Origin of the sequence: Chloracidobacterium sp., from assembly GCA_015075585.1 — a bacterium.
GTDB lineage: Bacteria > Acidobacteriota > Blastocatellia > Pyrinomonadales > Pyrinomonadaceae > OLB17.
This window is the reverse complement of sequence record JABTUB010000001.1, coordinates 396,878-420,148: the sequence shown is the minus strand read 5'-3', so window position 1 is coordinate 420,148 and position 23,271 is coordinate 396,878. Positions and strand designations below refer to the sequence as shown.

16 protein-coding genes are annotated in these 23,271 nt (G+C 52.3%); 15 read left to right on the top strand and 1 reads right to left on the bottom strand.

What is annotated here, in order from left to right:
* Window positions 1-96: 96 nt before the first annotated feature.
* The 10 genes from HS105_01860 to HS105_01815 all read left to right on the top strand — a co-directional run bounded on the left by HS105_01860 (window position 97) and on the right by HS105_01815 (window position 10,947).
* Window positions 97-1,404: a class I SAM-dependent methyltransferase gene (locus HS105_01860; GenBank protein MBE7515347.1), complete on the top strand. Its 1,308-nt coding sequence runs from the start codon at window positions 97-99 to the stop codon at window positions 1,402-1,404.
* Complete coding sequence (locus tag HS105_01855; protein MBE7515346.1) at window positions 1,405-2,148, top strand: aspartate/glutamate racemase family protein; 744 nt, start codon at window positions 1,405-1,407, stop codon at window positions 2,146-2,148.
* Window positions 2,149-2,411: 263 nt separating this feature from the next.
* Entirely contained in the window at window positions 2,412-3,950 is a 1,539-nt protein-coding gene (locus HS105_01850) for an RNA-directed DNA polymerase (protein MBE7515345.1), read from the top strand.
* Window positions 3,951-4,194: 244 nt separating this feature from the next.
* Window positions 4,195-4,986: a site-specific DNA-methyltransferase gene (locus tag HS105_01845; GenBank protein ID MBE7515344.1), complete on the top strand. Its 792-nt coding sequence runs from the start codon at window positions 4,195-4,197 to the stop codon at window positions 4,984-4,986.
* Window positions 4,983-5,471 carry a hypothetical protein gene (locus HS105_01840; protein MBE7515343.1) on the top strand — a complete coding sequence of 163 codons (489 nt, stop codon included), beginning with the start codon at window positions 4,983-4,985 and terminating at the stop codon, window positions 5,469-5,471. Before HS105_01845 ends, HS105_01840 begins: the two co-directional genes overlap by 4 nt.
* Before the next feature lie 289 nt (window positions 5,472-5,760).
* On the top strand, window positions 5,761-7,593 hold the full coding sequence (locus HS105_01835; protein ID MBE7515342.1) for an ABC transporter ATP-binding protein: 1,833 nt from the start codon (window positions 5,761-5,763) through the stop codon (window positions 7,591-7,593).
* Between the two features lie 44 nt (window positions 7,594-7,637).
* Entirely contained in the window at window positions 7,638-8,627 is a 990-nt protein-coding gene (locus HS105_01830; GenBank protein ID MBE7515341.1) for a hypothetical protein, read from the top strand.
* An 80-nt stretch (window positions 8,628-8,707) separates the two neighbouring features.
* Window positions 8,708-9,136, top strand: a complete 429-nt coding sequence (locus tag HS105_01825; protein ID MBE7515340.1) for a hypothetical protein — start codon at window positions 8,708-8,710, stop codon at window positions 9,134-9,136.
* 133 nt (window positions 9,137-9,269) lie between these two features.
* Window positions 9,270-9,929 carry a GTP cyclohydrolase II gene (ribA, locus tag HS105_01820; protein MBE7515339.1) on the top strand — a complete coding sequence of 220 codons (660 nt, stop codon included), beginning with the start codon at window positions 9,270-9,272 and terminating at the stop codon, window positions 9,927-9,929.
* Between the two features lie 19 nt (window positions 9,930-9,948).
* The gene (locus tag HS105_01815) at window positions 9,949-10,947 is read left to right on the top strand and encodes a carboxypeptidase regulatory-like domain-containing protein (protein MBE7515338.1); all 999 of its coding nucleotides are present in this window, start codon (window positions 9,949-9,951) and stop codon (window positions 10,945-10,947) included.
* Window positions 10,948-11,149: 202 nt separating this feature from the next.
* Here HS105_01815 and HS105_01810 read toward each other — a convergent pair whose 3' ends face one another.
* A complete protein-coding gene (locus HS105_01810; protein ID MBE7515337.1) occupies window positions 11,150-14,389 on the bottom strand; it encodes a TonB-dependent receptor in 3,240 nt (1,079 codons plus the stop codon).
* A 521-nt stretch (window positions 14,390-14,910) separates the two neighbouring features.
* On the opposite strand from HS105_01810, the gene HS105_01805 reads away from it, so the two are divergent.
* The 5 genes from HS105_01805 to HS105_01785 all read left to right on the top strand — a co-directional run bounded on the left by HS105_01805 (window position 14,911) and on the right by HS105_01785 (window position 23,245).
* Window positions 14,911-18,228: a TonB-dependent receptor gene (locus tag HS105_01805; GenBank protein MBE7515336.1), complete on the top strand. Its 3,318-nt coding sequence runs from the start codon at window positions 14,911-14,913 to the stop codon at window positions 18,226-18,228.
* Between the two features lie 89 nt (window positions 18,229-18,317).
* Window positions 18,318-19,601: an HD domain-containing protein gene (locus tag HS105_01800; GenBank protein ID MBE7515335.1), complete on the top strand. Its 1,284-nt coding sequence runs from the start codon at window positions 18,318-18,320 to the stop codon at window positions 19,599-19,601.
* Window positions 19,570-20,412 (top strand): energy transducer TonB, encoded by an 843-nt coding sequence (locus HS105_01795; protein MBE7515334.1) that lies wholly within the window; start codon window positions 19,570-19,572, stop codon window positions 20,410-20,412. Before HS105_01800 ends, HS105_01795 begins: the two co-directional genes overlap by 32 nt.
* A 5-nt stretch (window positions 20,413-20,417) precedes the next feature.
* The gene (locus HS105_01790) at window positions 20,418-21,164 is read left to right on the top strand and encodes a 1-acyl-sn-glycerol-3-phosphate acyltransferase (protein MBE7515333.1); all 747 of its coding nucleotides are present in this window, start codon (window positions 20,418-20,420) and stop codon (window positions 21,162-21,164) included.
* A 56-nt stretch (window positions 21,165-21,220) separates the two neighbouring features.
* Window positions 21,221-23,245 carry a M13 family metallopeptidase gene (locus tag HS105_01785; GenBank protein ID MBE7515332.1) on the top strand — a complete coding sequence of 675 codons (2,025 nt, stop codon included), beginning with the start codon at window positions 21,221-21,223 and terminating at the stop codon, window positions 23,243-23,245.
* Window positions 23,246-23,271: the final 26 nt, after the last annotated feature.

The window sequence follows — 23,271 nt, the reverse complement described above, 5'->3', positions numbered from 1 at the left end:
AATGCTTTGAGCCGCAAGCCTCCGGTTTGGTTGCTTCGGCCTCGGCTATTTTCGTGTATTTTGATGTATAATGTGGCGTTTCCCCTGCTAATGCCGATGCCCGAAAGACGAGTCATCCTTATCATTTACACGACAAAATACCGCCTTGGCGGCCACCAGTTCCCCGTTGTTGCGGAGACGCTAGCCGACGAAAAGCGGCAGCGCTTTGACGGCGAAGTAAAAACCTGCGCCGTAGAATCCAAACGTGATGTGCTGAAAGCTGTCGCCGAGGTACGCGATGCCGGCGACAAGATAAAGGAGTTCATCTTTGTCGGCCATTCGGGAATGTACGGCCCGATGTATGGAACAGTGGCGTTCCCCGAACAGTTCTCGCCGTTCGAGTGGGAACAGATGGATATTCCGTTCAGTGAGGATGGCTCCGCATCGTTCTACTGCTGCCGTTCGGCACGTTGGTTCGCCCCGTTCTTCGCACGCACCTTCAACGTGCCCGCGAACGGTTTTTTTTGGTACACGACATTCTCAAAAAGCAAGGAGAAATACATTTCGGCCGGCGACGGCACCTCAAAGCCGATGTACACGATCGGCTGCAAGGGCAGAAAATCGCACGGCATCGCAGGAGCACTGCAAAAGCGGGCGGGTTTTATGCCGGCCGAGGAGATGAAGCGCTTTGAGCCGCGGCCGCCGGACGGCGACACGTCATACGATCACGTCGCCGAGCTTTACGATGCGGCCTTCGTTGATATACGGGTGCGCCGAGATGAATGGAAATGGCTGAATGAGCACCTGCCGGCAGAACCGTTTGATATGCTGGACATCGGCTGCGGCAACGGTGCTCTGCTTTACGCTTTGCGCGGCCGCATCTCGTCGGGCCGCGGCGTTGATGAATCAGCTGCGATCATCGAACGCGCGAGGATCAAGAACGCGGATCAGCCGCACATCGCATTCGAGAAGATCAACGGGCCGCTGCTTCCCTTTCCCGATGATTCGTTCGACATCGTAACCTCGCTGATGTCGTTCCGCTATCTTGACTGGGACCCGCTGCTCGCCGAGATCAAACGCGTAGTGCGGCCCGGCGGCAAGTTCCTTGTGATCGATATGGTAACGGTGCCGCCGAAATTGGGCGAGTATCCGCGGCTGCTTGCCGACAAAGTAAAAGAGATACGCGGCCGCCGTGCGTCGCCCGAGTTCAATGCGGCGCTCGCCCGCCTCGTCTCGCATCCGGACTGGAAAAAGATGGTCGAGTACAACCCGATCCGCTCCGAACACGAGATGAAATGGTACCTCGAAAGCCGCTTTCCCGGCCGAAAGGTCGAGATCCTGAACATCGCGTGGCACTCGAGGATAATTGCCTTCGACAGCGGCCCGGTCGAGCGCGGCGTCGAGGCAAAGCTCACCTATCCGTAAATGAAAAGGCTCGGCATCATTGATTGGGGCATCGGCGGCGTCAGCATCTATAAGCTCGTAAAGGAGCGGCTCGGCGGCGTCGGCGTCACGTACTTTTCGGACACGGGTGCAACGCCGTACGGCAAGATGTCGCGCCGCGAGCTTGGCGCACGCCTCGACCGTGTCATCGAATTCCTAAAGGAAAAAGGAGTTACGCACATCATCATAGGGTGCAATGCGGCAAGCACCGCGATCGGCGACCTCGTCGATCACGGCATAACGGTCGTCGGAGTGATAGAGCCTGCGGTCGCCTTTGCCGCACGCTTCAAACCCGAACGGCTCGGCCTTATCGGCGGAAGGCGAACGGTCGTCTCAGGCGTTTACAGACGGGCATTCGCGGAACGCGGCATCGCGGTACGGCAGCGGATCGCACAGCCGCTTTCCGCACTTATCGAGAGCGGCGATACTTCGTCAGATCGGCTCCGTGAGGCGGCCGCCAAGATCCTTTCGCCGCTGCGGAACTCGACGCACATCCTTCTCGCCTGCACACATTATCCCGCGGCGCTGCCTGTTCTGCGTTCGTTGGTTTCGCCTTCAACGGCATTTATCGATCCGGCGGCAGAGGTCGTAAAGATCGCCGCACGCTGGAAGCTTTCCGATGGCAGCGACACCTTTTACACATCGGGCGATACGTCCGCAATGCGGCTCGCGGCCCGTAACGCCTTCGGCGTCTCAATATCAGGAGCGAAACACATTTCACTCTGACCGGACGCAAGGCTCCGCCGCAGTAAAACTTCTGCGATCAAAAGTTTGGTGCTATACTCCGGCCGTTACCGTTAATTGAGAACCCGTTAAGAAGGTATGATCCTCGCAAGGCAGAGTTAAATGACCCCATCGGACGTTGGCGCAAGATTTAACATTCGTTCTTAGATCGAAGATTATCGGTAAAGATCCGCCACTGCGGCAAGCTGGTCAGACGCCCCCTGCAAGAACAAAAGGCGACAGCCGATAAAATTTAACAATGGCAAATGACTAGAATTTTAGACCTTAATCATACAGACGCAAGACAATTTTTTCTCAAAGAGGAAAGCTATTTCAACTTTGATCTTCCGAAATATTTCGTGTTTGAAAATTTACTGAATGCTATTTCGAATTATATTGGTGAACAAGACCTTAAAACGTTTTATTCTACTGATACCGATGGATCAGGGCGGGAGAAAAAACATCGTCCGGTGGAATTTGAAGATGTAAATTACAAATTTTTAAATAATAAAGACGGAAAATTTGCTTGGCGACCATTTCAGTTAATACACCCTGCACTTTATGTTTCACTTGTCAATAAAATCACAGAACAAGCAAATTGGAATGTAATTGTGGCAAGGTTCGCTCAATTTCAATCTAATCCAAAAATAAGATGTTACAGCATTCCATTACGCTCGGACGACCAACAGTCAGACAAAGCAACTTCAATTAGCCAATGGTGGCAAGCAATTGAACAACAGTCCCTAGAATTAGCTTTGAAATATGAATATGTTCTACATACGGACATTTCAGACTGTTACGGCTCAATATATACACACTCCGTTCCTTGGGCAATTCATACAAAACCCGTTGCAAGAGCGAATCGACATGACCTAAGCCTTGTTGGAAACTCGATTGACAAACATTTGCAGGGTATGGCTTTCGGTCAAACCAATGGAATACCACAGGGAAGTGTTTTAATGGATTTCGTCGCTGAAATGGTTCTTGGCTGTGTTGACTTGAAGCTTTCGGAAAGGATACAGGAAGACAACATTCAAGACTATGAAATACTCAGATACAGAGATGACTACAGAATTTTCTCAAGTAATCCACAAACAGCCGAACATATCACCAAATTACTGACTGAGATTTTGAGTGTTCCGGGAATGCGATTGAACGCACAGAAAACCATTATTTCAAGTAACATTATTAAAAATTCAATAAAGTCTGATAAGCTCTATTGGATCTCGGCAAAAAAAGGAGCAAAAGGAATTCAAGAACATCTTTTGACCATTCACAACTTATCCGAACTACATCCTAATTCAGGCAGCCTGTCAAAAGCGTTATCCAAATTTTACAACAGAATTAAGGCCATAAAAGAGACCAATCAAAATATCGTCGTCTTGGTAAGTATCTTGGTTGACATTATGTATAAAAGTCCTCAAACCTACCCGATTGCTTCTGCCATTCTTAGTAAGCTTTTATCCTTAATACCGGAGACAGACAAGAAAAATGAAATACTAGATGTTGTTTCCCAACGATTTGAAAAAATCCCCAATACCGGCCACCTAAAAATTTGGCTTCAAAGGCTTACAATAAAACTAGATAGACAGAAACAGTATTCAGAAAGGCTTTGCGAAAAGGTGAATAATCAGGAATTACCAATTTGGAATTCAGATTGGCTTGAAGATGGGTTGAAAACCCTGATTGAGAATACTGCTATTATTGACGAGAAAGAAATTGCTGAAATAGATACTGTAATAGCAAAAGAAGAAGTTGAACTGTTCAAAACAGAATATGACTATGCAGAACAACGATCAGAATAGGCAGGCGGCCCATAACGGCCAGTTTTGCGTCAGGCGGGTCGAACGGTGTTGATCGAGTGTTTTCGGTAAGTTGAAAGTTCGCCCTCGATCGAAGTTTCGGGCTAAAAACCCCACCGTTGGCAACGCCTGAACCGTTGGTGGCAATCGTGAAACACCGCTTATCAATTTGTGCTACCATCGACCAAATGTGAAAAGTTCTCCTGGTTTTCGACTGACCAGGTAAGAACTCCCTTAAAATTGTCGTATGGAACTAAACAAAATTTACCAAGGAGACACTCGTGATCTTATTCATAAACTTCACGACGATAGTGTTGATCTGATCGTATGTGACGGCCCCTACGGAGTAACTACAAATGAGTGGGATAAGGTAACTGACATTCAAACATTCAACCTTGATCTGATCAAGATTTTTTCAAGAGTTCTTAAACCCGGTGGTGCATTGTATCTGTTTGGTAAAGACAACTGCATAGATTTTATTGACTACCGCCCTTACCTGACATTGAACAGAAAAATCATTTGGTATCAACCAAGCCGACTTGCACAAGGACGATTGAATTATACCAACAACTACGACTTGATTGCTTACTTCACAAAGGGCAAAGCAAAGACATACAATCTTGACGATATTCGTGTTGCTCAATTAGTAGAACTCGAACATCGTTTACGCTGTGAGAAAGTCCCTTCTGTTACAAACGGACAATACGGAAAAACTAAATTCAACGATGACGGAAAGAATCCGGGTGATGTTTGGGGCGACATTAAGCAACTTACCTATAAATCAAGAGAGCTTATCAGTAGGGAACTTCTAAACACAATACAAAAACCAGAAAAGCTAATTGAACGAATTGTAAAAGCCAGCTCAAACGAAGGTGATGTCGTGTTTGATCCATTTTCAGGAGTTGGGACAACCTTTGCCGTGTGTAAGAAACTTAATAGAAATTTTATCGGCTTTGAGTTGAACCCCAACTACATTGCTATCACCAAAGAACGAGTTCATCAAATTGAATTAGAGAAAGAATACAATTTGTTCAAATGAAAGAAGAAATCATTCGAAGAATAATTAAGTTGGTAATTCAAGCACAAGAACTTGCTTTGAAAATTGGCATCCCAAATATATTGCAACCCGGACTTGTTAAAGAAATGATTATCGCTGAAACTTTGGGGCATGAGTTAATTCATTCCAAACGTGATGCGGATGCGTGTGACCCCAATGACCCAAGCATTAAATATGAATATCTTTCTTGTTATGTGGGCGGCTCAGGACAACTTGACCGGATGTTTAAAGAGCCGAAGGAAGAAAGAGAAAAATCTCTTTACCGTATCTGGAGAAATCAAAAAATTTATTTCGCAGTTTTCTACAAGGACAACCCTTTGAAGATAAAAGTCATTTACGAAATTGAGCCGAAAGTGTTAGTTGCAGAAACTGAAAGACAGTTGGACAGGAGTAGTAATTCAATTTCTCATGTAGGCTTCTCAGAGAACTGGGCAAAAGATAATGGCAAGGTTGTTTACACGGATTGAGCGGAACGAAAGCCGTCAACAGGGCTTAACAATAGCGGACGGCCAGTGTGATCAATGGACTGGTTGTGATTGCATTGTACATTCGTGCTTGCCAAGAAGTGCTTCGTAATGCCCGCCAGCGGCAAGTGAGTCAGTCGGCGCGCAGATCTTCTGGCGATCCGGTAATCACATATTCACAAAAATTGATCCGCGTCTGGCATTGCGTTCCCATCGTCTTGTTATCGCGTTGGCGGCGTTTTGTTAAGCTGATTGCGAAACAAGGCGGCAGTCTCTAAAATCTACACTCGTAGTGTCGGAAGCCATCCGGAAATATCACGAGGAAGATGCGATCGGCAAGACGTATGATCTAAAGATCACACGCCGCCTGCTAAAGTACTTGAAGCCTTACTGGGGCTATGCGGTGGCGGCGCTTCTCTGCACGCTGCTGACGAACATACTCATCAGCCTTCAGCCGTATTTTACAAAGATGGCTGTCGATGATTTCATCACGCCGCGCCGAACCGACGGCATCTGGTGGTTCGCGACCGCATTTTTCGGGGTTTTTCTATTCCGCTTTATCTCATCCTACGCACAAGAGATCCTGCTTAACAACGTCGGGCAGCGTGTGATGTACGACCTGCGGAGCGAGATATTCTCAAAGCTACAGCGGCAGGAGGTCGCGTATTATGACCAATATCCCGTCGGCCGCACGATGACGCGGCTTACGAGCGATGTTGACGCATTGAATGAGCTGTTCACATCAGGCGTGATCGATGTGCTCGGCGATATTGTCGTGATCTTTGCGATCATCGCGATAATGTTCGCGCTCGACTGGAAGCTCGCGGTAGTGTCGCTGATCACAGTGCCGCTGCTGTTTACGGCGACGAATTGGTTCCGTAAACGCGCGCGGCACGGCTTCGATCTCGTACGGACACGCAATGCAAAGCTCAACGCCTTTCTGCAGGAATACATCTCCGGAGCGCAGACCGTACAGCTTTTCAATGCGGAGAAGAAGGCCCTTTCCCGATTTCGTGATATCAACGACGAGTACCGCAACGCCAATATCGAGACCATTTTTTACTACGCCATCTTTTATCCGATGGTCGATCTTATCGGCGCCGTCGGCATCGCCATGGTGATCTTTGCCTTCGGTGCCGAGACGCTCAGCGGCTGGTCCGCGGCAGGTGCCGGGCTGACGGTCGGCGTGCTTGCATCGTTCATTCAATACTCGCTCCAGCTTTTTCAGCCGATACGCGACCTTTCGGATAAATTCAACGTCCTGCAGGCGGCGATCGTCGCCTCGCACAGGATCTTTATCCTGCTTGACCGCGATATCGAGATAACATCGCCCGAGAGGCCCGAAAAAAGCGGCAAGGCTGCTGGCGAGATCGAATTTGAGAATGTATGGTTCGCCTACAAGGGCGAGGATTGGGTGCTCCGCGATGTCTCTTTCAAGGTGAGCGTAGGCGAGAGCGTCGCTTTGGTGGGGCACACCGGTTCGGGAAAGACGACGATCACAAATCTTGTGATGCGGTTCTATGATATCCAAAAAGGCCGCATCCTCGTGGACGGCATTGATGTGCGTGAATGGGATCTTGCAAGTCTGCGGTCGAATTTCGCGGTCGTCCTTCAGGATGTTTTTCTTTTCAGCGGCACGATCGAGAATAATATTCGCCTCAGCAACTCGTCGATCAGCACCGAACGAGTAGAGTGGGCGGCACGCGAAGTTCATGCCGACGACTTTATAAAACAACTGCCGGGCGGCTACGGCGATCAGGTGCGCGAACGCGGCGCCGGACTTTCGGTAGGGCAAAAGCAGCTGATCTCGTTCGCGCGTGCGCTTGCCTTTGACCCGACGATACTCATTTTGGATGAGGCAACGAGTTCGATCGACACCGAGACAGAGCAGCTCATCCAACAAGCCGTCGAGCGTGTTATGACCGGCAGAACGTCCATCGTCGTGGCACATCGCCTCTCGACAGTGCAAACCTGCGATCGGATAATGGTGATGCACCACGGTGAACTTCGCGAATCGGGAACGCATAACGAGCTGCTGGCGGCACGGGGCCTCTATTGGCGGCTTTATCAATTACAGTACTCCGACGAAAAGCTCCACATTTCGGCGGCACCTAACCCTGCCTAAGAATTAGGCGCAATCTTCTCATAACGGCTATAATACGCGTGATCGTGGAATTGACACCGGACATCCAGCAGCACATTGATGCCTTGACCGGCACTGCATTCGAGGTGTGTCATGCGGAGGCTCCGAACTTCGGCGTTACGCGCGGGCAGTTTGCTGCAAGCATTAGGCAAACGATCGCAAAATATCTCGTCAGATCATCAGAAGGCCCGCTCACAATTGCGGATATCGATGAGTTCTTTGCAAATCTCCAGAATGGCGACCTTTTTCTCGCTCTCGGTTGCTCGGCCGGCAATGAGCGCGCGTGGTGGGAGTTCGACCAGCAGCACCGGGCGTATATGGAACGCGTGGCAAGGCATCTGGCAAGCTCAGATCTCGACGCAACCGAAGTTGTTGATTCTGTTTATGTTGAGCTGTACGGCACACGCGTCGTTGACGGCCAGCGGATGTCAAAATTCGCCACGTACAGCGGTCGCGGCACGCTGCGCGGCTGGCTGCGGACCGTGATCTGGCACTCGATCGTCGATCTGCACAGAGCCGGGCATGATGAGGTCTCACTTGATGAAATGGTCGAAAGTGTCGGCGAAGGTGCTGCCCATTCGGCATTCGCACTCGAAAGCAGCGGCGAGAGTGCGGCTTTCGATGACCTTGTAAAAGAGCGCTACCGTGCAGTGACGGTTGCTTCGCTCGCCAAGGCCTTTTCATCACTTGATGCTCACGAAAAGCTGCTGCTCGCCTACTATCACGTTGACGGCCTCAAGCTTCGTGAGATCGCACGGTTGGCGGCAGAACCTTCATCGCCGCTGCGCGAGTGGTTCCAACGCCGCTCGCAAACGCGACAGACAGCCCCTGCCGCACGTATTCACGAATCGACAGTAATGCGTTGGCTCGAAAAGAGTTATGCACGCGTCCTTTCGCAGTTTCGAGCGGAATTGAAAGGCGCACATGAGCTTTCTGAGGAGGAGATCGATATTTGCGTCGGCCTGGCGGGTGATGACCTTGCCGGCGGTGATATATCAACGCAGCTTGCAGTATGAAGGTTGAGCAGCCGCAGGAAATTATTATGCAAAAAGTTGCGGCGGAAGGCGTCTCTCATTCGGGAGGCCGGTAGCACAAAATGGCTAACGAAGAAAAAATAGCAGCGACGGATCGAAGGTTTCAGCGATTGCTGGAAGTCTTTCTGCTTGCAAATTCGTCCGACCGTTTTGCCGCTGACGAGCATCTCGATCAAGACACCCTCGCGGCTTTTGTCGAAGGCGGATTGACGCTCCGCGAGGCCGAGCCTGTCGTCGCGCATCTTGCGGATTGCGGATTTTGCAGGAACATCTCAGTCGAACTGATACGCCTCGACCTCGCATTTGCCGAAACATCGGCCGAGCCTGCAACGGTTCCTGAGGCCGCACCTGCCCGAATTTCGGAGGCGATCAGCCGCCTTTTCTCACGGCTTTTGGGCGGAACCGATGCCGCGGTCTTTGCTCATCAGGAGCACGATCCGGACGACAAGGACGAAGAAAAGGCCGACAACGATAAAGAAAACGATCGGTAGAGCGGAAATTGATATCAGCGACGAAAGCCGGCGGCCGGGTTCCGCCGGCTTTTTGCCGTATTGCGTCGATCCCCTTCGGACATCAAATTCTAATAGCAATAATGCGAATTTCGAATTATAATTTTCGATGAATATGCAGGACGAAGTCATAAGAACGGACAGGCAGGATTGTCCTTGGTCAAGAAAGGCCCTCTCTGTCGAACGCGTAGCGACCGCGAAACTGCCGACGAAGTTCGGCGAATTTTTTATCGCCGGTTATCGCTCGCTCAACAGCACAGAAGAGTTTGTCGTCCTATACAAGGGTGAAATGGACGCCGAAACGCCTACGCTGGTGCGCATTCACTCGCAATGCCTGACGGGCGATGTCTTCGGCTCGATCAAGTGCGACTGCGGGCCGCAGCTTCAAAGGACGCTTGAAATGATCAATGCAGAAGGGCGTGGTGCGGTGGTCTATCAGCAGCAGGAAGGCCGCGGGATCGGTATCTTGAACAAGATCAAGGCGTACGCCCTGCAGGATGAGGGCGCCGACACGGTCGAGGCGAACGAACGGCTCGGCCTCGGTGTCGATGAGCGTGAATATTTGCAGTGTGCAGAGATACTTTTCGACCTCGGGCTATGCAAGGTGAAGGTGATCTCCAATAACCCCGATAAATTGAAGGCCCTCGAATCCGCAGGGCTTCGTATAGTCGAGCGTGTGCCGATCGAGGTTCCCGCCGAACAGCCCGCGGCTCATTATCTTCGCGTAAAGAAAGAGAAAATGGGCCATTTACTAGAGTTTCAAGGCCTGAAATAGAGGCCGACAGGAGGAAAATATGTTCAGTTTTAAGATGCTGCGCCTCATCGGTGTCTCGGTGCTGGTCGTCGCCGGTGCTTCGTTCGCAATGGGCAGCACCATTGCCGGTACGGTCTATGATATGCATCGTAACGGCCTCGCCATGGTCGATGTCGAGCTTATGAACTCATACCATTCGATGATCGGACACACCATGACCGACGGGGTCGGGCGATATCAATTCGAAGGACTCGGCGACGGAGACTATTATGTACGCGTGCTCCCTTTCCGCTACGACTTTGACGAAGAAACGCAGATGGTGACCATAACCACCATTTCGCAGAATGCAAACAGGCCGGGATACACCTATCAAATGCTCGACTTTACGCTAAGCCCGCGCAAAGGTACGCTTGCTGAGGCCGAGGCCGAAGTGATAGTCGCGCAAGAGATACCGCCGGCGGCGAAGAAATCGTATGAAGCCGCGACCGGACTTGTCAAAAAGGGCAAGTTCAACGAAGCCATACCGGAGTTTGAAAAGGCTCTTGCTGTATTTCCCGAGTACTTTCTCGCCAATAACGGACTTGCAACGATCTATTACGACAAGAAGGATTATGAGCATGCGGCACCACTTCTGATGCGGGCTGTCCAAGCATACGAGAAGAGCGGCAAGACGCTCTATATGCTCGGCGTGTCGCTCACGAATTTGCATTATTATCCGGCGGCGATCATTGCTCTCAAGCAGGCGGCAGTTCTTGCCCCGGCATCGGGCGTGGTTTATCTGTATCTCGGGTCTGCGCAACGTATGCAGCGTGATTATAAGAATGCAGAGACCAACTTGCTCGAGGCCAAAAAACTGACCAAAGGGAATAACGTTGAGGTCTTTCGCGAGCTTACGGCTTTGTACAGCGAAACAAAGCAGTTCGAGAAGGCGGCCGACAGCCTTGAACAGATGATAAAGGTCGGCAATTTCGCCGATGCAGATCGTGCCAAAATGAAGGAGCAGATCAAACATTGGCGTTCACTGCCTAAGACGAATTGACGCATCAGCTCAGTAAAATAGGATCGGCCGCCTGAAAATGGCGGCCTTTCATTTTGCCTTTCGAACGGTTCGCCGGACAGTCAGCTATCGGAACATATTCATTTGCCCGCACGGGTTTTCCACGGCTTTTCGCCCGGACCCGAAGAATAAAAAAGCCCGTCCGCGTTAAGCGGACGGGCAAAGTAACCTCTAAAGAATATCTTTAGAAGAAGAGGCGAATACCGAAGCGAACCTCACGAGGTGCGGTCCAGCCATTAGCGATCTTGTACGTATTGTACGTACGAGCGGTCGGATTGGCGTTAAGCCAGTTGTTGAAGTAACCGGTGAGTTCGCCGCTGCCGCTGAAGAGCACCTGCTGAATTGTATCGAAGTCGGTACAACGGCCTACAGGGCATCCGCCGGAAGTAAGTACGCTGCCACTGATCGTGGAAGAAGTGATCGTACCTACCTTCGACGTCATCGACCTGCGGTCAAACAGGTTGATGATGTTGATGTACGGCTGAACCGTTACGCGGTTGTCACGGCCGAACTTATACCGGTGATCGATATTGAGGTCGGTCGAGTAGATGGGTGCGCTGCGGCCCAGGTCACCACGTCCGTAGATGTAGATCGGAGTGGTGCTGAAGATGAAGTTCGCCTGAGTCGAAAGCGGAGCACCCGACTGAGCTGTCGTGTAGAACGAGGCCGCCGTAGTGTTGGTCTTGCTCCATTCGAATTCATAACCGCCGTATGCCTTGAAGACATGCGGACGATCGGTCGGAAGACGGCCGGCGTTCGACTTACCTGACAGTGTATATTCAATGTAAGGCAGGTCAAAGTTACGGTCAACGTTCGGGCTGGTACGGCCACCTTCATCAGAGCTTGCAAGTCCGGAGTAGTTACCGAACAGGCGGCTCCAGGTGTAGCTGGCGTTAAAGAACCAGTGGTTCTCGAAACGCTTGTCGGCACGGATCTCGAGCGCATCATAGCGGCGGACCGCCTTGGTGCACGGGAAGCCGAAGCCCTTAGCAGTGTCGCATGCGAGGCCTTCGCCCGGGTTTGCGATAATGTAAGCTTCGCTGCCTGTTGCAGTCAAGAGACCTGTATCCTCGACCGCATGATCGACCTGCTTGTGCGTAAAGCGGCCGCTGACGATCCAGTTACGGAAGAACTCATGCTGTGCACCGAAGGTGTATTCGCTCTGACGAGCGGCCTTCAGGTTAGGATCGACCGCACCACCGGCGAACAGGCCGAGGCCTCCGTTCGACGGTACGCGGAAGTCAACGTTACAGCTTGAGTATCCCGGCGGATAAATGGGAATACCGTCTCCGGGGCAGTTGCCGGCGATCGGATCAGGGTGACTGCCGAGGACGTTCGCGAAAGTGTACGCAGTGTAAAGCGTTCCGCGAGCCATCGTGATGTCAAAGAAGTCTCTGCGATAGAAGTCGCCGCCGAATGAACCGCGCGGCAGTTCATACTTAAAGCGGTCATAGAACCAACCGTAGTTCGCAAAGATCTTGGTCTTACCGTTGCCGAAGACGTCGAAAGCGACACCGAGACGCGGAGCGATCTTATCACCCCAGCCGAATTTGATACCGGGATTCGACGGATTGAAGCTGGGAACGTTCTCTGCATCAAAGCGGACGCCGAGGTTGAGCGTCAGGCGTTTTGCGATCGTCCAAGAATCCTGAACGAAGAGAGCATTGCTCGCGCTGCTTGCCTTGCCGCGTGTGGCAAAGCGCTGGAGGTAACCGCAGCCGACCGCATCGGGAAGGCTGATCGTGTAGCCAAGGTCAGCACAGTCGCGGCCGTAATAAAGGACCATTACACCGGTATCCCGGTAACCCTGATCGGTCTTGTTCGAGATATGGTTATACTGCCAGCCCCACTTGAAATTGTGGCGGCCGCCAAGGTCAACACCGACATACGAAGCATCCGCATCAACCAGCGTACGCCGTGAAACGTCATATGCGATCTGGAAGTTCGAAGGCATATTGCTGAAGTTCAATCCGCAGCCGGCCATTGCAGTCGTGATAAGCGTACCGCCCGGTGCCGTACCTGTGGAAGGTGCAAAGATACTTGCCGAGTGACAAATATAACGTGTCTGATTCGGAATGCCATACGAACCGAGCTTCTCATTCAAGAAGGTCTGCCCCGCATGGGCGTTGATGACGAAGCGCGAGGTCGGGGTCCATGTGATCTGGCCGTTGATACCGCTTGAGTTCGTACGGCCGCCCTGCGTCGCCATAAAGTCATTGGCACTGACCATGCCGCTCGGTAAGCTAACGGATGTCGGGTTCGTAAGGCCGTATGATGAATCGATGAACCTGCCCTTTACCGAGATCGGATTCCAAAGGTACGTTGCATAAGCACGAACCTTATTCGACGGCTGAGCGTCGATACGGAAGAAAGCTTCCTGCGTGGTCTGCTTTGCGCGGAAACGCTGGCTGCCTGTGTCAACACGCGTGTTGGGATTTGCACTTGTGTAGAAATGCGGATCCGTCGTGTAGTTGAACATCTGAGGCGCATAAACGGTCGAGAACCAAAGGCGATCCTTGACGATCGGGCCATTGATCTTTGCGACCGGATAGCTGGCCAAGCCGCCATCCTTCGTCATACGGAAGAGTTCATACTGGCCAACGCCGGTACCCCAGCGGTTGAGGATCGGGTTGAGACCGCCCTGGAAGCGCTGCGGCCTCCACGAGACGCCGAAGTTGCCGTGCCATTCGTTGTTTCCGCCCTGGGTAGCAACCGTAATAACACCGCCGGTAGCACCGCCGTATTCGGCCTCAAAACCATTCGACTTGATCTGAACCTCTTGGATCATTTCAAACGGAAGGTTGTTGTTGGAGTTCAGGACGCCGGTACGGAAGTTTGTAACTTCCTGTCCGTCGATGACCCAAACGTTCTCCGAACCCGACGCACCGTCGATCTGGAAGCCGCCTGCAAGGCCCTCACCGCGTACGTTCGGGGCCGCTTTGAGCAGCGACGTGAACGTCGTTCCTTTCGGAAGGGCGTTGAACAGGTTCTGCGTAAGGTTGGTCTGGATCTTCGAGTCGGTGGGGTCGATCGTCACGGCATCAGTGTCGCCCGTAACTGTAACGTCACCAACGTTACCGCCGCCTGCCTTAAGCGACAGGTTGATAGAGGCAGCCTGGTCAAGCGCTACGGTAACACCAACCGTTTCCGACTGGAAACCGTCCTTTGTCGTAGTAACGCTATAGTTGCCCGGCGGCACGTTCGGAATGATGAAGTAGCCCTGACCGTCGGTTGTAAGCGTACGGTTGTAGCCCGCCGTGGTACCAACACTCTTAACGGTGATCGTAACACCGGGAATGACGGCACCATTGGTGTCCTTCATCACACCTTCAATGCGACCGTAAACAGCCTGTCCAAAGGTCGAAGCGACCATGGCAAAGCTGAGAACGAGCACTGAAAAAATAAGCGTGATCTTGTTTCTCATTATTTACTCCTTGAAAGTAGTTTTCGTTGAAGACTAAAAGCCAATCGAGGCATTTATTCGAGGTAATTCAATGCAATTACAAAGCCACAACTCTGCGGAATTTGCAAAAACGCATAAGTCATTATTTCACAGCAATTTAGCTGACAGTAAGGTTTGTCTTTCTATTTACTCGGAATTGATTTTCTGCACAAAAATACGAGAATTCATATTTTTTTACGATCGAGCGCTTTTTTGGCCGCAGATCGCCAAAAAAGATGTCTCGCAAAAGCCGGATCCCGTGGGGCCACTCCATACAAATATTTGAACAATATCCGAAAACTCGGATTTATTCGTACCCATGAAACCCGATCTACGGAGACGAAAATGCCTTTAATATTAAGTCATATTGAAAAATTGGCGTAATCATCATTTTTCCTGATAGTTGGCGTCAAATTTGCGTAAAACTAACACAATAACGCCAGTTCACACTCTCTACGGGCGTTTCACGACCGTCTTTCAACATTCAATTAAGGAGGATTCAAATGGGAGATAAGCTGAAATTCATCACTTCGGTAATGCTCGTGTCCCTGCTGGCCGTCGCATACGCTTTTGGCCAAGTAACGACCGGCTCTATCGAAGGTGTCATTAAGGATCAGGCCGGTGCGGTTGTTCCCGGCGCATCAGTTACGGTAAAGGGTGCCGACGTCGGATTTAACCGAACCGTGGTATCTAATTCCAACGGTTTCTATCGTGTTGACCGTATTCCGGCAGGACGATACACAGTTACAGTTGCACCGATAAGCGGCTTTGCCGAAACGACCGCGGATGCAGTGGTCGTTGTCGAAAAGACCACAGCGGTCGAGATCACCTTGGGCATCACAAAATCTGTTGATGTTGAAGTTACCGGCGACCCGCTCGGCGTGGTCGTCGATGCAACGGACAGCAAGGTGCAGACAAACATCACCTCTGACCTTATCGAAAAGCTCCCCCTCGGAACAAGCTTTTCATCCGTTCTTAAACTTAACCCTGCAACCCGAGGCGAAGGGCTGATCGGCGGCTTCACCGTCGCCGGTGCGAGCAAGGCGGAAAACACTTTCAGTATCGACGGCCAGGACATCACGAACTTCCGGCACGGAACGCTTGATGATAATGATACCGGCGTTGACAGCGGGAACATCCCGAATGCTCTTATAAAAGAGGTTCAGATCAAAACCGGCGGCTTTGAAGCAGAACACGGCGGAGCCAGCGGCGGCGTTATTCAGGTCGTTACAAAATCAGGCACCGACCAGTTTCACGGCGAAGTGGGTGCGCAGTTCACTCCGTCCGGCCTTCAACTTGGCGGCAATTACAGCCGGCCGCTGAATACATACGATTACGGCAACGGCGCCCAAAGACTCTTTGCGCTCCCGCCGCCGGAAAAGGATAAGTATCTTGCCTTTGACCCGACGATCGCAGTTGGCGGCCCGATCGTAAAGCGCCATCTTTGGTTCTTTGGGATCTACTCGCCTCAACGCTACAAAGCAACGCGTGTGATCCATTACTACACGATCACGCCCGACGGCGAACTGATCCAAGATCCGAAGATCGGAACGCCCGGTTATCCGTCCACACCGACCGAGACCTACAAGGCGAAGCAAAGCTACGAGTACGCAATGGGCCGCTTCGACTACTCGCTGTTCAACAGCCTGAACGGCTTCACGTCATACCTGTGGAATCCGTTCAAGCAAGACGGCCTGTTCCCGTACGGTTCACAGGCGGTTGACGCGATCGAGCCTTATCAGGCCGGATATCCGTCCGGCCCTGAACTGTACGCCCTCAAAGGCGGCCGCAGCCCGTCGCTGGTATTCAATACCCAGATGACATGGGCACCGAAGAGCTGGTTCGCGCTCAACGGCCGTTACGGCTACAATTTCTTGAACAGCAAACCCGGCAGCTACGCGACCGGTGAAGGTATTCAATATCGCTGTGCAGGTTCGACAAATGCTCCGGCGTACCAGAGTGGAGCCGCAGGCTGCACCTACGGTTACCGCAGTCAATCGTCGATCGGCGGCATCGTCCGCGATGCGTCCAAACACAGCACGTTCAACCTCGATGCAAGTTTCTTCTTTCACGGATTCGGAAGGCATAACTTGAAGGCAGGTTATGAGTACGCTCAGATCAAGGCTGATATCCTCGAATCGTCCATCAACTATATTACGTTGTATTACGGACGTACTTCGCCAAATGCTCCGTGTCCGGGCGGCTCAGCCAACTGCGTCGGTTACGGCGTGGCGGTCATTTACGGCGAAGGAGCAAAAGGCTCGAACCGGACACAGGCACTGTTCGTGCAGGATAAATGGCAGATCGGCCGCTTGACGCTCAATCTGGGCGTCCGCAGCGAGACCGAGAACCTGCCGTCATTCTCGACCTTCTCATCGAACACAAATCCGATCAAGATCCCGTGGGGCAGAAAAACCGTACCAAGACTTGGTGCAGCCTACGACCTGTTCGGGAACGGCAAAACACGCATCTATGCAAGCTTCGGTATTTTCTCGGATCGAATGAAGTTCGAGATGCCGATCGGCTCGTTCGGCGGAGCGTACTATTATCAGGATTTCTTCCCGATGTTGGCCGCGAATCCGCTCTACTCATACTACACGCGTGCTTTGCTTTACGGCTCGTGGAATCCGTTCAAGAACGGCAATCCGTCAACGGCGGGCGGTATTTCGACTTGGCATCACAACTATCGTCCCGACTCGAGTATCGGCGGTTGTGCCGACTCGAGCGGCATTGACCCGACCGGAACCTGTTCGGACCTCGGCCTGACCGGAACCACATTGATCGGCGTAGATCCGAACCTGAAACCGTTCCAACAACGCGGCATTGCCGTTGGCTTCGAGACCGAGCTCTGGAAGGAATACGTTTTGGGTGTCCACTTCGATCGCCGCGATATCCTTCACACGGTCGATGATGTCGGCTATGGTCAGGACTCGTATTATACGATCGGCAACCCGGGTGAAGGGTTAGCGGCTGAACAGCTGCAGGAACTCGGATATCCTCCAGCTGCCAAACCGACACGCAAATATACCGCATTGCAGGTCGATATCACCAAGCGGTTCAGCCACAACTACTTCTTCAGTGCTAACTACACACTGAGCAGGTTGTGGGGCAACTACTCAGGCTTGGCGAATTCGGATTACTTCGACTCAGGATCGAATATGAACGGCGACTATGCCGGCCGCTCCGATCCGGGCGTCAACCGTTTCTATGACTGGTCAGTTGCCGGTTACAGCGCCCACGGCGGCCCCGACAGCGGACCTCTTGCAACCGATAGGACCCATGTATTCAAGGCATACGGCTCCTATGTATTTGATTGGTTCAAGAGTAAGACGAATGAGACCATGTTCTCGTTCTATCAGGTCATCCAGGGCGGAACCCCGCAGACGACCGCAGTAGATGTCCTGAACGGTTCGAATATGTATCTGGTCTTTACCAAACGTGGAGACATGGGACGCACTCCTGTGTATTCTCAGACCGATTTCAGCATGTCGCACACCTACAAACTAGGCCGTGACGGCAAGTACAAGATCACCGGCGACTTCACGATCGGCAATCTGTGGAATCAGCACGCGGTGACGGCACTCAACCCCCGACGCTGGATCCAGGACGGACCTAACGATCCGGGCCTTGGTACATTCGCTGACACGATCGCGTTTGAGAAGGCAATAGCAACGGGCGCGATGGGGCCTTTTTATGACGCCCTTGACACCTTCAATAATCCAAATACTGCGGATGGCTCGAATAGGAATATCCTGTATGGCCGCCCAAGCGCATATCAGGGCCGTCGCTCATTCCGCTTCGGATTCCGCTTCGTATTCTGATCTGCAACAAACTTGGCTTAATGCTTTTCGGGGCCGCCTTCGGGCGGCCTCTTTTTGTTTATGATGATATTGTCTGTAATAATTTTCCCATGTCTGAGCGCATTTACAGAGATTCTGTCCATAACATCATTCGCGTTCAGACCGGAACGCCGGAAGGTGAACTGATAGCAGAGCTGATCGACTCGGCAGAGTTTCAGCGTTTGCGGCGTATAAGGCAGCTCGGCCTTGCTTACTTTGCTTATCAATCAGCTGAACACTCGCGTTTTACACATTCGCTGGGGGCATTTCACCTTGCGACCCGCACACTGGACAGGCTGCGGCTAAAGTATGAGATCAGTGACGATGACCGCATTGCCGTAAGGGTCGCGGCCCTGCTTCACGATGTCGGGCACGGCGCCTTCTCGCACGTGATCGAGTCGATACTTGGTTTTCACCACGAAGAGTTCTCAATAAGCACCGTCCAAAGCACTGACACCGAGATCGGCAGGATCCTTGCGGATCATTCGGCGACGCTTGCGGCAGACATAGCTTCAATTTTGCGCGGCAGATTCCGGCGGCGCGCTCTCGCCCAGCTTGTTTCTTCACAGCTCGATGTCGATCGGATGGATTATCTGCTCCGCGACAGCCTGCTTACCGGTGCTAAGTACGGTATTTTCGATCTCGAATGGATAATCAAATCGCTTGAGATCAACGAACGGGATGATCATCTTTACATTTCCGGACCGGGCGTTTATGCCGTCGAAGACTATCTGCAAGCTCGCTATTATATGTTCCGGCAGGTGTATTTTCACCGAACTCTTCGTGCGGCCGAGTCGATGTTAAAGGCTCTCCTGCGACGCGCGATGATGCTTTACGGCGAGGGCGGCGACGTTTGGCTTTACGACGGAACGCCAATGGTCAAGATACTGCGGGGCGAGAGGCTATCACTTGCCGAGCACCTGTCGCTCGATGATACCGACATTCTCTTTTACATAAAACAATGGCGCGGCTCGAAGGACACGATACTCGCGGACCTTTCATCGCGTTTCCTCGATCGAAGGCTCTTTAAGGCATACGACCTTGATATGCCCGAGAATGATCGCACTTCGTTCATTGAAGGCGTGCGTAACGCCGCCGCCGCCCGCGGATTCGATCCGGAGTATTACACGCTCGAAGATCAGGCAGCACATTCGCAATATCACTTCTATACGAGGGACACGTCGAACGTGAAAGATCTGATCTATGTCGAGCACGGCTTCTCGCGGCCGAGCATTCGAGAGATCTCGGAAGTAAGCGGTGCGGTACGCGGCCTGCAGGAAGGCTATTCCCTGCATCGGCTTTGTTTTCCCGCGGAACTCAAAGATGAGATCGAAGGCTTATATCACAACGCTTAGTGCCGCCGCTTGCGTCCTGGCAGCAGCTTTTTTCACCGCGCAGGCCGCCGCGCAGACTTTCGCACTTCTTTCGGTTGACGGTGACAGCTTCGCAGCGGGACTTACAGACGAACTGCAAACGAAGGCCGAGGTGATCGATCGCGGCCTTGCGGAAACAGCATTCAAAGCCGTGAATGTCGCCGCACCCTACAATATGACGACCGCCGAAGGAATGATCGCAGGCAAGGCGATAGGCTGCGATATTCTTGTTCTTGTAAGGGCGAGAACAGAACGCCGAAATTCGTTCGAGCGCGGTGAGTATTTCGAATCGTGGGCGGCTGTCTATGTTGTCAGTGCCCGAAGCGGACAATTGATCGATTTCACGCTCCACTCCGCGGACGCCGAGACGGCAAACGCCGCGGCGGAAGCATTGACATCACGGATACCTGCGGCTGCGGCAAAGGTGATCGCAGCCGCGCGGTCAGCCGCCGAAAATGAACGGAATAACGGCCAAATTCCCGAAATGGAAGAGCCGCCGGCGGTCGGAAGCCTTGCCGGCAAAGGCTTTACGCCGCCTGCTCCATACAAGCGTATCAAGCCGCAAACTACGCAGCTTGCCTATCTTTACGATATCGCCGCGACGGTGGATGCGGAGGTCGATCTCGACGCCGGCGGCAACGTGCTGAAGGTGCGGATAAAACGCTGGGCCGGATTCGGCCTCGACGAGGCGGTCAGCGCCGCGATCGTCGAAATGAACTGGAGGCCCGCGATGCGCGGCGGCAAGGCGTTGCCAATGCGATTTTTGCTTCGTTACAATTTCAAGAGATCTTAAGCTTCATGCGAAACTTTCGAGCAGCGGTCAGGCTTGTCCGATTCTTTTTCTCGACCTTCGGCAACTACGGCGTCCTGCTGGCGGCATCGCCTTTCGTCAGAGACAGGCTCCGATTTCGCCGACGGATATTCGCCCGCTGGACACAGGCGTTCGCCCGCATAACAGGAATGAAGCTTGTCGTCAACGGAAAGCCGCCCGAGCCGCCGTTCTTTCTGGTCGCCAACCATCTCGGCTACGTTGATATCGCGGCTTTGCGGATCGCTGTGGAAGGCGTTTTTGTCGCGAAAGCCGAGATACGCTCGTGGCCGTTCGTCGGCAGGATAGTCGCGTCGATCGGAACCGTTTTTATTGATCGGCAGAACCGACGCGACATTCCCCGTGCCGGATCCGAAATTATCGAACGCCTCGACGAAGGCGAAGGCGTAATAGTCTTTCCCGAAGGGACAAGTACAAAGGGCGAAGCGGTGATAGCATTTAATTCCTCATTCCTTCAATTCGCTGCCGCCAGACATATTCCCGTGTCGTATGCAGCGATCACGTACCTTATGCCCGGCGGACGACTTAGTGCAAATCAAGCCATCTGCTGGTGGGAGGATATCGGGTTTTTCGCGCATCTTTGGAGGCTTCTGAAAGAAAAGGAGTACACCGCAGTCGTAACATTCGGTGATGCGCCTATCGAAAATTCGAACCGCAAAGAACTCGCAAAACAACTGCATGACCGCGTAACTTCCATATTTACGCCCGTTTTGTGAACTGTGGACTTTCGTTTACACTCTACTTTCGACAATCAAACAGATCAGGAGCAAAAATGCGTAATAATTTCTCGAGATGTGTGTTTACACTGCTTATAGTCACGTCGATCTATTCGACCACGCTTGCCCAGAGCGCCGGCCTTTCTCTGAACAATATGGACAGGACGGCCGACGCCTGCGACGACTTTTTTCAATTCACGAACGGTACTTGGGTCAAGAATACGCAGGTGCCGCCCTCGGAAGCCCGCTGGGGTGTTTTCAATATCCTTGGCGATCAGAATACGGACCTTCTTAAGCAGATACTCGAAAAGGCATCTGCAACTGATGCCCCAAAAGGTTCGAACATGCAGCTTATAGGCGATTTTTACTCGTCTTGCATAGATGAGGCCCGTATCGAAAAAGAAGGCATAAAGCCCATAAAGCCGTTCCTTAAGAGCATCGAAAAGATAAAAACGGCTGAGGACGTTAAGAAGAACATCGCCGAGCTTCACAATAACGGCATCCCTGCGATATTCGGATTTGGCGTCGGCACCGATCTCAAGAATTCCAATCAAGTGCTTGCCTCGGCCGGCCAAGGCGGCCTTTCGCTCCCGAATACTGACTACTATACAAAGACCGATCCGAAGTCCGTCGAGGTGCGTGCCAAATTCGCAGAGTATATCGAACAGATGTTCAAGATGCTTGGCGACACCGCGGCTGAAGCAAAAGCGAATGCCGATGTCGTCCTGAAGCTGCAGACGCGGCTTGCCGCCGCCTCGCTGTCGCCGGTCGAACGCCGTGACCCGAACAAGAGCTACAACAAGATCACCGTTGCGGAGGCCTCAAAAGTAACACCGAATTTTGATTGGACACGCTATTTCACCGAACGCGGCACACCGGCCATTACAGAAATGAACCTCGCACCAACGAAGTTCTTTTCCGAAGTGAACACTATGCTGTCCGATGTTCCCGTCGCCGAGTGGCAGACCTACCTGCGTTGGATGACGGTGAACTCGTCTGCATCAATGCTGCCGAAGCGTTTCCGCGATGCGAGTTTCGATTTCTTCAGCCGATATCTCAACGGCCAGAAGGAGCAGCAGCCGCGCTGGAAAACCTGCGTCCGAAATACTGACGGCGTGCTCGGCGAAGCCCTCGGGATGGAGTACGCAAAGCTGAAATTCACGCCTGAGCAAAAAGCTCGTATGAATGTGCTGATCGACAACCTTTTGGCCGCGATGAAGGATCGTATAAACGGCCTTTCGTGGATGAGCGGCGAGACAAAGACGCAGGCGCTCGCCAAGCTTGCGACGTTCAAGCGAAAGATCGGCTATCCTGATGTGCTTCGCGGCTATGCGGGCCTCGAGATCAAGCGAAAGTCCTACGCCGGCAATCTTCGTGCATCGAGCCGATTTCAGATCAAACGAAATTTCGACGACCTGGGCAAGCCTCGCGACAAGAACCGTATGTTCATGACGCCGCCTACGGTCAACGCTTCGTATAACCCGACGAACAACGATATCACGTTCCCGGCCGGCATCCTTCAGCCGCCGTTCTTTAATTTCAACGCGGACGACGCCATCAATTATGGGGCTATCGGCGCCGTGATCGGCCACGAGATCTCGCACGGGTTCGACGATTCCGGCAGCCGCTTTGACGGCGACGGCAATCTCAAGATGTGGTGGACGCCGGAGGATCGAAAGAACTTTGACGAACGTGCGGCGTGCGTTGTTGAACAGTTCAACGGCTACGAAGTACAGCCCGGCCTGTTCGTTAACGGAAAGCTTACTCTCGGCGAGAATATCGGCGACTTTGCGGGGCTGACCATCGCACACGCCGCGTATGAGAAGTCACTCGAAGGCAAGCCGAAACCCGCCGATATCGACGGCTTTACAAATGAACAACGTTTCTTTTTAGGCTGGGCACAGGTATGGGCGGCAAAGGCCACGCCTGAGTTTGAACGCTCACAGGTTCTGGGCGACCCTCACTCCGCCGCAAAATGGCGTGTCAACGGCCCTATGTCTAATATGCCTGAATTTGCAAAGGCGTGGGGCTGTAAAGAAGGGCAGAAAATGGTTCGCAAAGATGCGTGCCTGATCTGGTAGTAAAACTGCCTTTGCCGAAAAAGAAG

Excerpts from the sequence above, each read along its gene's own strand:
- HS105_01860 (MBE7515347.1), top strand. The coding sequence starts at position 97 with ATGCCCGAAAGACGAGTCATCCTTATCATTTACACGACAAAATACCGC.
- HS105_01855 (MBE7515346.1), top strand. The coding sequence starts at position 1,405 with ATGAAAAGGCTCGGCATCATTGATTGGGGCATCGGCGGCGTCAGCATC.
- HS105_01850 (MBE7515345.1), top strand. The coding sequence starts at position 2,412 with ATGACTAGAATTTTAGACCTTAATCATACAGACGCAAGACAATTTTTT.
- HS105_01845 (MBE7515344.1), top strand. The coding sequence starts at position 4,195 with ATGGAACTAAACAAAATTTACCAAGGAGACACTCGTGATCTTATTCAT.
- HS105_01840 (MBE7515343.1), top strand. The coding sequence starts at position 4,983 with ATGAAAGAAGAAATCATTCGAAGAATAATTAAGTTGGTAATTCAAGCA.
- HS105_01825 (MBE7515340.1), top strand. The coding sequence starts at position 8,708 with ATGGCTAACGAAGAAAAAATAGCAGCGACGGATCGAAGGTTTCAGCGA.
- ribA (MBE7515339.1), top strand. The coding sequence starts at position 9,270 with ATGCAGGACGAAGTCATAAGAACGGACAGGCAGGATTGTCCTTGGTCA.
- HS105_01815 (MBE7515338.1), top strand. The coding sequence starts at position 9,949 with ATGTTCAGTTTTAAGATGCTGCGCCTCATCGGTGTCTCGGTGCTGGTC.
- HS105_01810 (MBE7515337.1), bottom strand. The coding sequence starts at position 14,389 with ATGAGAAACAAGATCACGCTTATTTTTTCAGTGCTCGTTCTCAGCTTT.
- HS105_01805 (MBE7515336.1), top strand. The coding sequence starts at position 14,911 with ATGGGAGATAAGCTGAAATTCATCACTTCGGTAATGCTCGTGTCCCTG.
- HS105_01800 (MBE7515335.1), top strand. The coding sequence starts at position 18,318 with ATGTCTGAGCGCATTTACAGAGATTCTGTCCATAACATCATTCGCGTT.
- HS105_01795 (MBE7515334.1), top strand. The coding sequence starts at position 19,570 with ATGAGATCGAAGGCTTATATCACAACGCTTAGTGCCGCCGCTTGCGTC.
- HS105_01790 (MBE7515333.1), top strand. The coding sequence starts at position 20,418 with ATGCGAAACTTTCGAGCAGCGGTCAGGCTTGTCCGATTCTTTTTCTCG.
- HS105_01785 (MBE7515332.1), top strand. The coding sequence starts at position 21,221 with ATGCGTAATAATTTCTCGAGATGTGTGTTTACACTGCTTATAGTCACG.